This is a genomic window from Deltaproteobacteria bacterium RIFCSPHIGHO2_02_FULL_44_16 (assembly GCA_001798185.1).
Lineage (GTDB): Bacteria > UBA10199 > UBA10199 > 2-02-FULL-44-16 > 2-02-FULL-44-16 > 2-02-FULL-44-16.
Window position 1 is genome coordinate 32,523 of the sequence record MGRM01000027.1, and the last position, 14,390, is coordinate 46,912.

20 protein-coding genes are annotated in these 14,390 nt (G+C 44.5%); 18 read left to right on the forward strand and 2 right to left on the reverse strand.

Going from position 1 to position 14,390, the window contains the following annotated elements; genetic code table 11:
- Window position 1 precedes the first annotated feature (1 nt).
- Genes A3C46_02895 through A3C46_02905 form a run of 3 tightly spaced genes read left to right on the forward strand, consistent with a single transcriptional unit; the run spans window position 2 to window position 2,477 of the window.
- Window positions 2-667, forward strand: coding sequence for a hypothetical protein (locus A3C46_02895; protein ID OGQ21543.1), 666 nt, complete (start codon window positions 2-4; stop codon window positions 665-667).
- Between the two features lie 11 nt (window positions 668-678).
- Window positions 679-1,452: a hypothetical protein gene (locus A3C46_02900; protein ID OGQ21544.1), complete on the forward strand. Its 774-nt coding sequence runs from the start codon at window positions 679-681 to the stop codon at window positions 1,450-1,452.
- Window positions 1,449-2,477, forward strand: a complete 1,029-nt coding sequence (locus A3C46_02905; protein OGQ21545.1) for a hypothetical protein — start codon at window positions 1,449-1,451, stop codon at window positions 2,475-2,477. Before A3C46_02900 ends, A3C46_02905 begins: the two co-directional genes overlap by 4 nt.
- Window positions 2,478-2,696: 219 nt before the next feature.
- On the opposite strand, the gene A3C46_02910 is transcribed toward A3C46_02905, so the two are convergent.
- Window positions 2,697-3,236 carry a hypothetical protein gene (locus A3C46_02910; GenBank protein OGQ21546.1) on the reverse strand — a complete coding sequence of 180 codons (540 nt, stop codon included), beginning with the start codon at window positions 3,234-3,236 and terminating at the stop codon, window positions 2,697-2,699.
- On the reverse strand, window positions 3,223-3,981 hold the full coding sequence (locus tag A3C46_02915; protein OGQ21547.1) for a hypothetical protein: 759 nt from the start codon (window positions 3,979-3,981) through the stop codon (window positions 3,223-3,225). Before A3C46_02915 ends, A3C46_02910 begins: the two co-directional genes overlap by 14 nt.
- A gap of 19 nt (window positions 3,982-4,000) precedes the next feature.
- Between A3C46_02915 and A3C46_02920 the strand changes: the two genes are divergently transcribed.
- The 15 genes from A3C46_02920 (at window position 4,001) to A3C46_02990 (ending at window position 14,389) form a co-directional block, all read left to right on the forward strand.
- Entirely contained in the window at window positions 4,001-4,270 is a 270-nt protein-coding gene (locus A3C46_02920) for a hypothetical protein (GenBank protein ID OGQ21548.1), read from the forward strand.
- A gap of 118 nt (window positions 4,271-4,388) precedes the next feature.
- Complete coding sequence (locus A3C46_02925; GenBank protein ID OGQ21549.1) at window positions 4,389-4,898, forward strand: hypothetical protein; 510 nt, start codon at window positions 4,389-4,391, stop codon at window positions 4,896-4,898.
- A gap of 52 nt (window positions 4,899-4,950) precedes the next feature.
- On the forward strand, window positions 4,951-5,424 hold the full coding sequence (locus A3C46_02930; GenBank protein OGQ21550.1) for a hypothetical protein: 474 nt from the start codon (window positions 4,951-4,953) through the stop codon (window positions 5,422-5,424).
- Between the two features lie 91 nt (window positions 5,425-5,515).
- Entirely contained in the window at window positions 5,516-6,427 is a 912-nt protein-coding gene (locus tag A3C46_02935) for a hypothetical protein (GenBank protein ID OGQ21551.1), read from the forward strand.
- 131 nt (window positions 6,428-6,558) lie between these two features.
- Window positions 6,559-6,978 carry a hypothetical protein gene (locus tag A3C46_02940; GenBank protein ID OGQ21552.1) on the forward strand — a complete coding sequence of 140 codons (420 nt, stop codon included), beginning with the start codon at window positions 6,559-6,561 and terminating at the stop codon, window positions 6,976-6,978.
- A gap of 21 nt (window positions 6,979-6,999) precedes the next feature.
- Window positions 7,000-7,428 (forward strand): hypothetical protein, encoded by a 429-nt coding sequence (locus tag A3C46_02945; protein OGQ21553.1) that lies wholly within the window; start codon window positions 7,000-7,002, stop codon window positions 7,426-7,428.
- Window positions 7,429-7,434: 6 nt separating this feature from the next.
- Complete coding sequence (locus tag A3C46_02950; GenBank protein OGQ21554.1) at window positions 7,435-7,623, forward strand: hypothetical protein; 189 nt, start codon at window positions 7,435-7,437, stop codon at window positions 7,621-7,623.
- Entirely contained in the window at window positions 7,617-8,495 is an 879-nt protein-coding gene (locus tag A3C46_02955) for a hypothetical protein (protein OGQ21555.1), read from the forward strand. Before A3C46_02950 ends, A3C46_02955 begins: the two co-directional genes overlap by 7 nt.
- Before the next feature lie 2 nt (window positions 8,496-8,497).
- On the forward strand, window positions 8,498-8,992 hold the full coding sequence (locus tag A3C46_02960; protein ID OGQ21556.1) for a hypothetical protein: 495 nt from the start codon (window positions 8,498-8,500) through the stop codon (window positions 8,990-8,992).
- A 15-nt stretch (window positions 8,993-9,007) separates the two neighbouring features.
- Window positions 9,008-10,024: a hypothetical protein gene (locus A3C46_02965; GenBank protein ID OGQ21557.1), complete on the forward strand. Its 1,017-nt coding sequence runs from the start codon at window positions 9,008-9,010 to the stop codon at window positions 10,022-10,024.
- A gap of 127 nt (window positions 10,025-10,151) precedes the next feature.
- Window positions 10,152-10,829, forward strand: a complete 678-nt coding sequence (locus A3C46_02970; GenBank protein ID OGQ21558.1) for a hypothetical protein — start codon at window positions 10,152-10,154, stop codon at window positions 10,827-10,829.
- A 9-nt stretch (window positions 10,830-10,838) separates the two neighbouring features.
- Window positions 10,839-12,164, forward strand: a complete 1,326-nt coding sequence (locus tag A3C46_02975; protein OGQ21559.1) for a hypothetical protein — start codon at window positions 10,839-10,841, stop codon at window positions 12,162-12,164.
- Window positions 12,164-12,676: a hypothetical protein gene (locus tag A3C46_02980; GenBank protein OGQ21560.1), complete on the forward strand. Its 513-nt coding sequence runs from the start codon at window positions 12,164-12,166 to the stop codon at window positions 12,674-12,676. The genes A3C46_02975 and A3C46_02980 overlap by 1 nt, the downstream gene beginning before the upstream one ends.
- 4 nt (window positions 12,677-12,680) lie before the next feature.
- Window positions 12,681-13,457, forward strand: coding sequence for a hypothetical protein (locus A3C46_02985; GenBank protein OGQ21561.1), 777 nt, complete (start codon window positions 12,681-12,683; stop codon window positions 13,455-13,457).
- Between the two features lie 17 nt (window positions 13,458-13,474).
- Window positions 13,475-14,389 (forward strand): hypothetical protein, encoded by a 915-nt coding sequence (locus A3C46_02990; GenBank protein ID OGQ21562.1) that lies wholly within the window; start codon window positions 13,475-13,477, stop codon window positions 14,387-14,389.
- The last annotated feature ends 1 nt before the right edge of the window (window position 14,390 follow it).

Consider the following 14,390-nt stretch of genomic DNA (forward strand, 5'->3'; position numbering starts at 1 on the left):
TATGGGCTATTCACTTGAGCTGAACAATATCACGTTTTCTTATAGTATGGTGCCGTTTCTCACCGGGGTCTCTTTGTGTGTACAACCGGGAGAAGTTATAGGTATCACGGCAAAAGCTGGAGATGGGAAAACAACACTGCTCAAGATCTGTGCTGGGCTCATTGAGCCGCAACAAGGAGTCCTGCTTATTGATCGCAAACATTTTTGGCAGCTTTCCATGAAAGAACAATATCGGCTCCGTGGTGAGTTGGGTTTTTTGTTTCAAGAGGGTGGACTCATTGCAAACATGACGATCTTTAAAAATTTGGCTCTTCCGCTTCAGTACCATGCTTTGTTCTCTGAAAAAGAAATTGCAACCATGATCGATCAATGGCTTTCAAAAATGAAACTTATGCCGTATCGCGATCTTCGACCAGCAGCTCTTTCATCTGGTCTTCGGCGCGCTGCTGGTTTCATTCGCACGATGATGCATGAAGCAAAACTTTTCTTCTGGGATGAGCCCACGGAAGGGGTGTCGCAGGAACTTATTGCCCAGATTGGGGAGGCGATTGAGCATGCAAAAAAGAGGGGAGTGGCTTCGATTTTGACAACACAAGATGAAGCTTTTCTACGTCAATATACTGATCGTACGTTGACTCTCGTTGACGGAAAACTTGAAGAGAGATAAAAAGACAAACGATGCCATTTAAATTTCGCCATCTCCAAAAAATAGTGGGAGGTTTTTTTATTCTCTCCTGTCTTGCGTTCTTTGTGCTTACAGCTGTTGTTGCTCGCGGTGAAAAATGGTTTCAAAAATATGTTCACTATACAACCCATTTTTCTGCAGCTGAAGGTTTAAGCTCCGGAGCAAGTGTGATGCTCAAAGGATTGCAGGTTGGGCTTATCGATCATGTGACGCTTGATACAGATAATCGAGTGAAAATTGAGTTTCGCATTTTTGAGGAATATGCTGATCGCGTGCGAGGAGGCACGGAAGTTTCTGTTCTCTCCTCATTTTTTGGTTCAAGCCAGCTTGAGCTTTCTTTAGGACCGCAAAACAATGAACTCATTGCGGAAAAGAGTGAAATTCCCGCAAGCACACAGACGGGCGGAAAACTCGATGAACTTTTAGAAACATTTGGAAATATCGCAAAGCGTTTGGAAGATCCTCAAGGTGACTTGATGCAGATTTTGCAAAATATGAAGGGAATTACGGAAAACGTTGATAAAGCCATGGCGCCGACTGATGGCTCTCTTTACAGTGAACTGCTCTCTTCCATGAATCATCTCGATAAAATTTTAAATGGTCTCGAGACTTCGACACCGGACATGCGCGATGCAATCGGAGAAGCTCGGAAGGGACTGTGGGAGGCAAATAAAGTGATCAAAGCCTTACAGAAAAATTTTCTACTTCGTGGAAATGTCGAACAGCTCTTTGAAGAGGATTCGGTCATAAGAGCTGAAGGGAGATGATCATGAGACGAAGACGAACCAAAAGGTGCCTGACATCTTTCTGGCATGGTTTTGATGCAAGAAAGTGTCTGGCACTTCTTTTGGTTCGCAATCATAAAATTTTCTCGAGATTCTTCGCCCTGAGCAAAGTCGAAGGGCTTAGTATGATCGGCATATTTATTCTTTTATTTTCATCGTGTGGCGGGAAAAAAGAAGATGTGGTCCGTACGCTTCAGAGAGATGCAAAGACACTCAACATTCGCGGCAACGAACTTTTCTATCAGGGAAAATATGAAGAGGCGGCAAAGTTTTATGATCGAGCGCGTCTGACAGCTCTCTCGATTGATGATCGCACATCAGTTGCAGAGAGCATCAATAATCTTGGTTCGCTCTATCTGATTGCTGATGAAAAAGAAAAGGCACGCGGTGCCTTTGAAGAAGCGCTTCGTTTCAATCGTGAAATCAAGAACTCATCCGGAATTGCTACCAATCTCTTGAACATTGCGAGCCTCCATATTGATGAAGGGAAACCAGAACAAGGGCTCAAACTTTTGGAAGAAGCTAACGGTGATGCAAAAGAACCACAAGAGAAAGCAGCGCTTCTCAATCAAAAGGGGAGAGCATTGATCGCTCTTCATCAATATGAAGAAGCATCACAAGTTTTGAATGAAGCGTTGCATTTGGCTCTTTTAAAGAAACTCCATCGAACTGCTGCTTCAAGCTATTTTCAACTTGGAAGATTGCATGAAACCCAAGGAAATCTCCCACAAGCGCTTGAAGCCTATCACGAAGCGCTTCGCGAAGATAAACTCGTCGAATACTCTGTTGGGATCGCCAGCGATCTTTTTCAGATAGGAAAGATGTATGAAAAACTTGGGAAAAAGGAGGAAGCCTTTGAATCTTTTGAACGTGCCTATCTTGTTTCCGCGGAACTTGGCGCGCGCAAGCAGATGAAAGAGTATCTTCAGTCACTCTTGGCACTTCAAGCCTTTGCACCTTCTAGCGCTCGCATTAATGAATACCAACGCGTTTACTCGAAATTGTAAGGAAGGCCAGGGACGTTTTTTTCACGCAACTTTCTAGAAGAAAAAGCGAAAGGAGCCATGAATAAAGGATCTGTTGAAAAATGTCATTCCTGCGAAAACGGGAATCTCATGGATGTCAGGAGATCCCCGTTTTCACGGGGATGACAAACAGTAAAAAATATTCACCGATATTTTAAGGAGTTGTTCTCATTGTCCACACACCCTAATAAATCTTTAAGATTATCTTCCAGCCACGGCGGTTTTAAGGGTTGTGATATCGCGATCGTGTCGTTCGACTTTTTCACCTTGACGATCAATTTTTTCTGACAATGTACGTTCGACTCGTTGAATGTCAGCACTGAGTTTGGTTTCAACTCTTTGAATTTCACCGCTAAGCTTGGCTTCTACCTTTTGGATATCATCTGTAAGTTTTGTTTCAACTCTTTGAATTTCACCGCTTAGTTTGATTTCTACCTTTTGGATATCATTTTTTAAACTATCATGCACAGTTTTGATCGCTTGTTGTGTAAACTTGATTTCAGAAATAAGCCTTTGATCAACGTTGTCAATTTTGCTGTTAAGTATTTGTTGTCCTTCAGCGATCGTTTGAATTTGGGATCGCATATCTTCGAGAATAATATTCTGATAGCGAAACTCTTCAGCAGACTTTCCGTTTGGAGTGGATGATTTTTTCTTCATGGTTTCTTTCGTGGGCGCAGCAAGAATGTTCATAACCAATTGATGAAAGAAGACAAGTGCAATTTTTTCACTTTGGCACAAGCATCATCACACCAATTCCAATCACCAATGCGATAAATGATTTCACGCGATTGCGGCTATCGTGAAATGCTTCGGGAAGAAGATCGCAGGTGGCAACGTACACAAATGTTCCGGCAGCAAGAGCAGCAGGAATGTTGGCTACATGCTCTGGAAGAAAATGGAGAAATTGTGAGGAGAGAAGTGCACCAACGGGTGTGCTCAGCGAGAAAACGAGAAGAAGAGACGCAGCACGTGTCAGTGAAAAACCTGCGAGCCGAAAAATGGTGACAAGCGAAAAAGAAGCAGCGGATGTATGCGCGATAATTGCAATGAAGAGCAGCGACGCGAGTTTTGGAGATTCGAGCGCGAGTCCAAGACTCACCCCTTCTGAAAGACCATGAACGCAAAGTCCAATCAATGTCGTCCAACTTAAGACCACATGTTCATGAGAACACGCTTGATCGTGACATTCTTCGTGAGAGTTGAGAAGAACTTTTTCCAGAAGAAGAATCGCCATGAATCCAACAAGCACGAGGGCATTGATCAGATGCGTGGTTTCATACTGCGTCACTTCCGGCAAGATGTGGAGAAAGACAGCACCTAAAAAAACACCAGCGCCAAAGGCGACAAAGAGATGAAGCTGTCGACTCGACCATCTTCCCCACAACGGAAACAAACCTCCGATAATGCCGACAGCGAATGTCCCGATTGTATAGATCCATATTCTTTCCATCTCTTCTTTATGGAGCATTGCGAGAAAGGACACAAGATGCTATCGTTTCACCATGGCAAAACGATCATCCTCACCGTCGGCCGAGTCACTCGGTTATCCTGAAATCGAAGCGCTTCTCGATTCTGAAAATTTTAATGAACTCAATGATGTCTTTTCCAAAGTGCATGACGCTCTTGATGATATCTCTCGAAAGAAACGGGGCCTTAAAAAGGGGAGGGATGCTCAAAAAGTGATGACCGCTTTGGAAATGACCATGGAACTCTTTCGAGAGCTTCTTTCCATCAAATATACCCTTCAAGAGAAATCAAAAAATAAGAAGTAATATATTGAAATATATAAGTATTTTTCGTTTTTCTTTCCCCATTTTATAAATCCTTCAAGCTTAAGGCAACATTGGGATCTCACCTTTCCGATAATAAGAGTGAACCGTGGAGGATACCGTGTCAAACATACAAACGATTCAACCAGCAGAAATAAAAGCGGGGACAAAACTAAAAGGTGTCAGTACCGGAAAAGATTTTAATCAATTCCTTGGTGCTGTCGAAGCCTTTGGGCCCGCAAGCGCAGAAGCCACTCATCAATATGGATCTGTCAGTTCTGGAGCGGTGCTCTCTTCAGCTTTCTCTGGCGTCTCTGCTTCACGCTCACAGATGGCTCCTTCATACGCGTTTGGTGGTGCACCTCTTCCTGGTTCTACTCCTTATGGCATGAGTCCGATGAAGGCCGGTGGAGTTCTCCCTCCAGGATCTGGAACCTTTGTCGATAATACCACTCCTGGGTTTTCAACTGGGGAGCTGATGAGTTCGATGCATCAAAATAATTTAAATTTGATGCAACTCCAAGCGATGATGCAATCCAACATGCAAGAGTGGAATACAAAATCAAATATTCTTTCAGCTGATCACCGTGCACGTATGGCGATGATTGAAAAATTCACGGCTCGAGGATAATCTCGAAGTGACTGAAGGATTGAAGTTGCGTCGTACAATATCGGCCGCTATAATGCGGCCGATTTGTTCTTCAATAATAATAATGGGGGCGGTGGGCGTGATTGAACTCGATCGCAAATATCTTCGCATCATGATGGAAGCAGGCTATGTACTCATCGGCATGCGTCGATTTGATGATGCAAAAAAGATTTTTGAAGGTCTTTCCCTTCTCTCTCCTGAGAGTGAAATTCCGATTGTAGCCCTCGGCGGAGTTTCATTTTGCGAAGGAGATTTTCAAAAAGCGATTCTTTATTATCGCAAAGCTTTGAAGGTCGATCCTCAAAGTTTTTTTGCTAAAGTGTACCTCGGAGAAGCGCTCCTTTTTTCCGGGAAAAAACAAGAAGGATTGGATCTTCTCGAAGAAGTGAAAAGTATCGATGAAAGGGGCCCTGCTGGTCATTTTGCGCAGGCGCTGCTCGAAGCAATCGAAAAAGGATTTGTGCCAAAAAAGGATGCTCATGCAAAAAAACTTCGTTCGGTTCATTAGATCTATTCGCTCGCGCGGAGTGAATCCGCAACTCGCTAAAGTCAGGTGGAAATCCTGCTCTCCCCCTGACTACCCCCATCGGGGATCCACGATGCGTGTCCTGACTTTTCTCTGTGTTTTTTCCTGTTTTACCGCGTGTGGGCAGATTTCACTTTACCAGGATCTTTCAGAAGAAGATGCCAATGAAATGCTCGTGCTTCTTTCAGAGCATAATATTAAGGCCAATAAGAAAAAAGAGACGCGTCAAAATGAAATTTTTTATTCGGTTGAAGTTTCTCCAAACGATATGCCGCGATCTCGTCAGTTACTCGTTGAACACAATCTTCCTCGTCGTCGTGAACTTGGACTTGATGGAGTCTATAAAGAAAAGGGGCTCATCCCGACACCTGATGAACAAAAAGCTCGTTATCTTCTCGCCCTCAAAGGTGAGATTATCAATTCTCTCGAGCGTATCCCGGATGTTGTCGATGTTGACGTCGTCCTCAATTTGCCGACACAAGATGAGTTTGCCAGTCGTGCGGCGAATGAAATCAAACGTCCTACGGCATCTGCGATTATTAAAGCAAAACCGGGCTTAACGGTAAGGTCAGCGATCAGCGAAGCCAAAATTCAACAATTTGTGGCAAATGCCATTGAAGGACTGAATCCCCGAGATGTGAGTGTCATTATTAGCTATATTTCTTCAGGGACGCCGACCTTGCAGCCAGGGGATGTGTTGAGTCTGACGACCCCAACACGTGAAGGTTCAAGCTTTTCACCAGAAGAGCAAGGCCAAGAGCTTTTAGGTTTGAGTCTGAATGAAACGTCAAAATCAAAATTAAAACTCTATTTTTTGATTTTTTTCCTGCTCCTCGTGCTGCTCTCTACAGCTCTTATTATCGTCATCGTCCAAGGATCTCGTTTGAGACGGGAGCTCAGCCAAACCCGAGATATGCGGACGATTGAAGGGCGAGTGGTTGAGACTCCGCGACAGCTTCAGGAAGGGGAAGAAGAGGAATTGTAATATAATCCTTTGAATTCATTCATTTTTTCTGCTACATCCTTTTTTCGAAGAAGACGCAACATTGGGTCCCAAAAAAACCGATAAGTATTATGAAAGGTTCGGGTATACTGAAAAGCGTTACGAGGTGATCCATGGGAGCAACAACCCCAATGAAGTTTGATCTGGTTCGCTACGAAGCTCGAGTGGTTCAAGGTATTGATCCCCACGAGCGGGAAGCGAAACGTCCAGGGGGGTTCGGACGTTTTCTTTCCGGAATGGGAAAAGTCTTCGGAGCTGCGGCATTTCCGCTTTCTATTCTTTTCCCCCCAGCAGCCATTGGAGCTGCAGCCATGTACGGTGTGGGTGCTATTGGGGACCAAACGCAAGCAGCAGCGTATCAACGTCATATGGAAAAATTACAAAAAGAAGACGCTTCGTACGTCTCTTTTCCGGGACTTGGTCAAGATGTGGCTGGGATTCAACCAGCAGCGTATCAAAGCGCAGATCATGAGGTGATGGGGATTCTTTTTGCGCGAAATCAAGCAATGCTTCATCAAACGCAAAAGTTGTAAGGGGTAAGTGAGGAGGGTTGTATGTCTATTATCAGAAATATTGGTCCAAAGTCAGATATTCCACGGAATGATCATTCTCCAGATCGACTCCATCGTGATGAACGCCCTTACGGTCAGCCAGAAGAGCAGGGTGCGCCGTCAGATTTTGGAGATCGATTAGAAGCACAACGACTTCTTCAGCGTGGATCTAGTGCTCGAACAGCGAAACTGAGTCCCGAAGAAGAAGCAGACCTGGCAAGGGATTTAACCGCAATTGTGGATTATGTGAGTGAAACTCAAGTTGGATATAATTCCTTAAGCCCTTCTGATAAATCTTTTTATGCTGATAATTCTGCTGGTATCCCAGGAGTTCAAGCTTACTCTCAAGTTCGTACCAATCTCGAGGATGCGTTACGAATGGCAGCGTTTGCCGACCTTCCGAAGAACACAAAAAATTCTGATACCGCTTGACATCTCGTGCTCTTGGGGTTTTTGATCCCCACACATGTTGGTGCAAAGGGGATTTCCTGTTTTCGACTTTTTTCTTCTTTTTGTTTTTATCTTACAATTCAGCCTCTTAGACATCATGCCTTCTTCTTTTTTTCTGGCATGTTTTCTGCACCTGTAAATTCTGTCGGAAACCTCGCAAAGGGGGTGGCATGGTAAAGCAGGCGCTGAAATCAGATGCAACATTGCAAAAAGAACGCGACGCCAAAATACGTCCTGAAAGCAAACGCCCTTCGAAAAGTACGAAGAGTGCGAAGGCCGTTGTCCCTTCTGCCAAACAGGAAGAGCTTCACCTTCTCAAAGTTCGCGATCAACTTATCGAACAGTACATGCCCTACGCTGCATCAATCGCAAGTCGCGTCTGTCAAACACTCTCTTCAACGGTTGATTACGAAGAAGTTCTTTGTAATGCCAGATTGGGACTCCTCGAAGCTGCGAAGCGGTTTGACCCAAAACACGATGTCGATTTTCGAACCTTTGCCTACTATCGCATCAAAGGCGCTATCTATGATGGACTCCGAAGAAGCGGATGGTTACCTCGAACACTCTACGCAAAAATTAAATTTGAAGAAGCGGCAAATGAATATCTTCAGCATCAGTCTCTCTATCGCGCCGAAAATGGGGGCGAAACACGTAAATCCACGACACTCTCTGGTGAAGGGGGAGAGACAGATCACGTTACCGAAACCGTTAGCAGTCTTGCTTCCATCTACATTGTTTCCATTGATGCCACGGAAGATATGGAAATTGAAGATCAGAATGGGACCGATATCGAAAAGCGAACCGAGTTCATGCAAATTCGAAAACATATGCGTGAAGCGATTGGAAGTTTGCCTGAAAAGGAAAAACAACTCGTCATGATGTATTATTTTCAAAATCGAACACTCGAAGAGATTGGAGAGCGACTTGGACTTTCAAAGTCGTGGACGTCACGGTTGCACGCGCGCGCGCTGACGCTTCTTTTTAAGCGAATTAAAAATCGTGCGCAGCCAAAGAAAGATGACAACGAGGATGGGGGAGAAGAGGAGTAATTATGCCAGTGGAAGCCGTCGTCGGAAAACTGAATGCAGAAGCCTTGTCCAAAGCAGTCGAGAAATCGAATGTTGCGGCACAAGATCAAACCAAAGCAAATGGCTTCCAAGAAGCCCTTTCCGCTGCGGAAAATTCAGGGACAGAATTTGCAAACATGTTAGGTTATGGAAACACGGACATTACGCCGACCAATAAAATGGAAATTATTTCTGCGGATTTGGTAGATTATAATCCGACTCAGCAAGTCCCTTCTTATGAAGCTCCGCAAGGGTCAGAAAAATTGGTCGATTTGTTAGGAGAAGTGAATAAGGGCCAAATGCAGATGGATAGTCTGGTGAATCACATTCTCTATAGTGGAAAACGTTTTTCAAATCAGGAATTGCTCGTGGTTCAAGCGCATGTTTTTCATTTTGCGCAAATGACCGAATTGACGGTGAAGTTAGCGGAGCACGGCGTTAGTTCCTTTAAACAAGTCACCAACACGCAATTTCAGTAAACGAAAGGTATTTCAATGTCTGAAGCCATGACACATCGACATCAAATGGTCGCGGCATTAGCAGCGATGTTATCTCAAGACATCGAAGATTTTCTTCCTCATCTTGCCGATGATGAAGCGCAGCTATTGCGCAGAGCTTCTGTTTTTTCACAAGAACAGGGAAATCGCGAAACAGAAGCACGAAAACAGATCCAGCTTTTAAAGGCGCAACAGGCTTTTCATGGACTTGCTGAAATTCATCCCGCCTGGATTTTAGAAGAGCTCGAACATGAATCGCCGCGCGTGATTGGAATGATTCTTCGTTATCTTCCGTCGCGACATGTTCGTTCTGTGTTGGAACATTTGCCTTCGGAAATAAAAAGCAGACTTCCAGACATGGTTGAAGTTTTTGCTGTTCGCTCCGAACTTTTAGAGGTCATTCGAAAACGATTTGAAGCGCGATTTTTACCGATGCGATGTTCACGAAGTTCGGATTCATTTACGTATGAAGAATTTGCGGCTTTTAAAAGTGAAGATCTTGAAACTCTCTTTTTTGATTTGGGAATTCATGAAATGGCGATTGCGCTTTCCAGCGTTTCATCGAAACCTCTCCGGATGCTGCTCAATCGTCTTCCGCTCAAAGAGGCAAAGCGTTTACAACTCCGCATTCGTGAACTTTCAGATGTCTCTCTTTCGCTTCGCCATCAAGCACAGTTTCTGATTATCAATGTGGCAAATGAATATGTGGGAGCAAAAAAACTTTTCTTCGAATTAGGAATTTGTGCTTTTGCACGCTCGCTGGGAAACAACAATGAAAATGTGGTTCGCATGATTCAGCAAAAATTGAAACCAGAATATGGTTATATTCTCAAACGCGCTGTGACCGAATGGTCTGATGTGGCTCAGGATGAAATGACGAGAGAACGTCAAAAAATTGTGGAAGAACGTATTGCTGCTTTAGCGGCAGCGCATTTGATTGATACTTCGTGGCTGGAACGATGTGAAGAATCGACACAGAGTGAACCAAAAGGAGAGGTTTCTTTACATGCTTAGAACACGTAACAAAATAAACTTTTGTCATCCCCGCGTAGGCGCGGATCTCCTGAGATTCCCGCTTCATGAATGCGGGAATGACAGCAGATTTATTTTACCGAATTTTAGCAAGCGATGAGGAGTAACAATGTCAAAAGTTATTAAAGGAAGAGAGTTTGAGGAACAGCAAGCAGCCAAAGGGGCAGTGATTGCACCTGTTCATCCAAAACTTCCCGTCACTTCAAGCAAAGATGGAGTGCTTCGTCATCGTGTGATTTCAGCCTCAGCTGAAGCTGAAAAAATACTTCTTCACGCTTCGCAAGAAGCTGATCGTATTCGCGAAGAGGCAAAAAAAGTGTTGAATGAAGTAGAAACCGTTCGTGAAGAAGCGCGGCGTAAAGGATACGCTGAGGGGGAAGCCAAGGGGCTTGCGCAAGTATCAGAACAACTGATTGCGTTGCATCATCTGAAAGAGAAATTTTATGAAGAAGCAGAACCAGAAGTGATGAAACTTGTTCTTTCAATTGCGGAAAAAATAATTGGAAATTTAGTTTCTGAGCACAGTGATGCTGTCAAACATGTGGTAAAAGAATCGCTTGAAAAAGCGATTGGGGATCAGATTGTGGTGCGTGTAAATCCAGAAGATTATCAGACCATCCTTTCGAGTGAAGGAGAATTTCGAAAAGTGATTGATCGTACGAGACGCCTTGTCTTTAAAGAAGACGATTCGATTTTAAAAGGGGGATGTATTGTGGAAACTGAAGTCGGAACCATTGATGCGCAGATCGAAACGCAACTTCAAGCGATCAAGAAAGCGCTGAGTTAAAGGATCATTATGGATCTCCCCATTGTTGATTTTCATAAGTATCACCATCTTCTCTCATCTGTTTCCACCTATAACATCAAAGGAAAGGTGACGGAGTTGACCGGACTCGTGGTCAAAGCGGTGGTGCCTGGAGTTCGTATTGGGGAGCTCTGTTTTATTGTCCCTTATCATGGACTCCCTCCGATTAAAGCTGAAGTCGTCGGTTTTCGAGATCAAGAAGTTCTGCTGATGCCTCTCGGAAACCTTGAAGGGATTGGGCTTGGAAACGATGTGATCCCCACAGGACACACGTTGACGGTGCGGGTGGGGAAACAATTGCTGGGTCGCATTCTCGACGGGCTCGGTGATCCACTGGATGCAGAAGATCACGGACCACTTGAATATGAAGCTGAATATCCGGTGAGCGCAGAGCCACCAAAAGCTCTTAAGCGTGAACGTGTCACCAAACCAATTTCTGTTGGCATTAAATCGATCGATGGACTTCTGACCGTTGGCGAAGGGCAGCGTATCGGTTTTTTTGCAGCCGCAGGTGTCGGCAAATCGACACTTATTGGGATGATTGCGCGCAACACTGAAGCTGATGTCAACGTCATCTGTCTCGTCGGAGAGCGAGGTCGGGAAGTACGAGAGTTTTTAGAAAAAGATTTGGGAGAAGAGGGACTCAAACGTTCGGTCGTGATTATCTCGACTTCTGATGAACCATCTCTCGTGCGCCTTAAAGCTGCCTATGTTGCAACCGCGATTGCAGAATATTTTCGTGATCAAGGTTTACGAGTGATGCTGATGATGGATTCCATTACGCGATTTGCTCGTGCCCTTCGTGAAGTCGGTCTTGCAGTCGGAGAACCGCCGGCGCGAGAGGGATATACGCCATCAGTGTTTTCAACACTTCCGCGTCTTCTCGAACGTTCAGGCAATTCCGACAAAGGATCGATTACAGCGTTCTATACGATTCTCGTTGCCGGAGATGACATGAATGAGCCGATTGCGGACGAGACACGTTCGATTCTCGATGGACATATCGTGCTTTCGCGCGATCTGGCTGCTCGTGCGCAATATCCGGCCATCGATATTTCTCAGAGTGTTTCCCGTGTGATGGATGACATCATCGATGTGGAACATCGCGATGCTGCAAGAAAACTTCGGGAAATTGTGGCGAACTATGAAAAAGAACGAGATCTGATTTTAATCGGTGCGTATGAAGAGGGGAGCGATCCCAAAGTCGACTACGCCATTGAGAAAATTGAAGAGGTCAACACGTTTCTCAAACAAAATGTGGGAGATAAGTTCTCCTTTGAAGAGACGCTGGAACAACTTCAAGGGTTATTTGAATAATGAAACAACGATATCGATTAGAAGCTCTCTTGAAACTCAAAGCGCGCATGAAAAAGCGCGCGGAGATAGCGCTTGCCCGCTCCCTCAAACGTCTTCAAGAAGAGAGAAAGAGATTAGAAGAGTTTCGAAAAGAACTCACGCAGATTATCGCGGATTGGAAGAATGCTCGAGAAGAAATGAAATCAGCTCTTAGCGCGGGAATGGTGGTGGGTGAAGGAAATGTTTATGTGAATTATGTCCGTAAACTTGGAGAGGATCAGAAAGAAAAAGAAGAAGAGATTGAAGATCAACATGAGGTGATTGAAGAAGCGGAAGGAAAGGTCGCTTTTGCTCGTCGTGAATACATTGATGCGTCACGCGAACTTCAAGTGATGGAGAAACATAGAGAGTTGTGGCAGAAAAAAATGCGAGGAGAATTGAAGCAGATCGAAGCGAAAAAACTCAACGAGCTTGGGAACGTCATTCATCAGTTGAAAAAGTGGCGCGGGGAAAAACCGATTTTTGAGGGATAACCTTATGAGCGAATCATTTAAAATTGATCGTCAGGTGGATATCAAAAGGGATGAGTTAAAGCCCAAAGACAAGCCAAAAGAAAAAGATTCGGCTGAATTTCAACGCGTGCTTGAGCAAAGCCGTGTTCCGGTGCAGATGACAAATCGAGTAACGGTTCAACATGCGACGGAATATGCGGTTCGCGATCGTCGCCGTGAAGATGAAGGAAAATCTGACGAACAAAAGAAAAAACAGGATCGAGAGGAAAAGCGAGAAGGAGAGACCAAAACCCATGAACGGACCCGAAGCGCTCGTGTGGCAGATCAAAAAGTCATGGGAAAGAGTTCCTTTCGTGAGGGGAAAAATGGGAATAGTTCGGGGCAGGGAAATTCAGGTGGATATGGAGGTTATGAAGGAAAACGTCGTTCCACTCTCTCCTCCACGCTCGAAAATGCAAAATCTTCTCCTATTTCACTGACCGCGCGGTTTGAAGAAAAACTCAAAGCTCTCCTTCAAAAAAATACGGAGTCGCCTCGTCTCACCCAAGCGATGCTCGATAAAATTGTTCAGTTTGTGCGGCTGGGACTCACCAAAGCAGGGGAGAAAGAGCTTTTCATTGAGCTTCATAAAAGTTGGTTTCAAGGTTTAAAGCTCCACATTACGTCGAAGGAGGGGAAAATGGTCGTCGGTTTTAAAACCGGAGATGCAAAGACTCGGCGTGTTTTTGAAGAACATCAGGAAGAGATCAAGTCGACGCTTTTGAAAAAAGGTATTCAGGTTGATGAAATCATTGTGAGCTGATAAGAGTTTCGCCATTCATGTCGATACAACCATTTCATTTTTCCCTTCGAAAAGTAAAAAGTGAAGAGGTTCGCCTCCTTGATGCATTGTTTTCTTTTCTTCCTCAAACGCAGATGCGTGAGCATTTTTCTGATGTTCTTCGAGAGAGTTTGCGAGCGTATATGGGACAACAGGTTTCATTTCATCTTGAATCCATTCAAGAAACACATTTTAAAACCTTTTCGCACCGCATCACTTCGCCAGCAGCCCTTGCGGTGTTGGGAATGTTCCCCACAACATCAAAATTGTTTGTGGATATCGATCCGAGCACTGCTTTTGTGATGATCGACTGTATGCTTGGAGGAAAAGGTGAAAATCCTCTCGCGTTGCGAAAGCTGACCGATATTGAAGAAGGAGTGCTTCAATTTTTACTCTTGCAGCTCATGACACGAATTCGCAAAGAATATGGCGATGAACCTCGTGTTCATTTTCGTTTTGAACGATTTGCCTCCGAGGTTTCTGAGCTCGAAGCTTATGAAGATGAAAAGACACCGGTTGTCATTTTGACCGTTCGATTAAAATGGGGTCACATCGATGGCTTTGTTCGTCTCTGTTTCCCCCATCCTCTTCTTCACGATGTTTTCCTCGCAGCAACCGATCGACCTGAGGAGAGGGAATATCTTGTGAAAACAATGCAAACATATGATTATGTCAAAACTTCTCTTTGGGCTGAGGTGGGTCGGACCACACTTACTCCCGATGAGATCGTTGCCCTTGAACAAGGAGACGTTATTTTATTTGATGAGAGTTTTGTGACGCTCAAAGGAAAGACTCCCACAGGAAAAGCTATGCTTCGCGTCGGATTTGGAAAAGAGGGTGGGTATCTTACAGACATGGTAGCTGAGCAGGATGAGATCCATTGTCGATTCCTCACGACATATTCAGGAGAGTAGA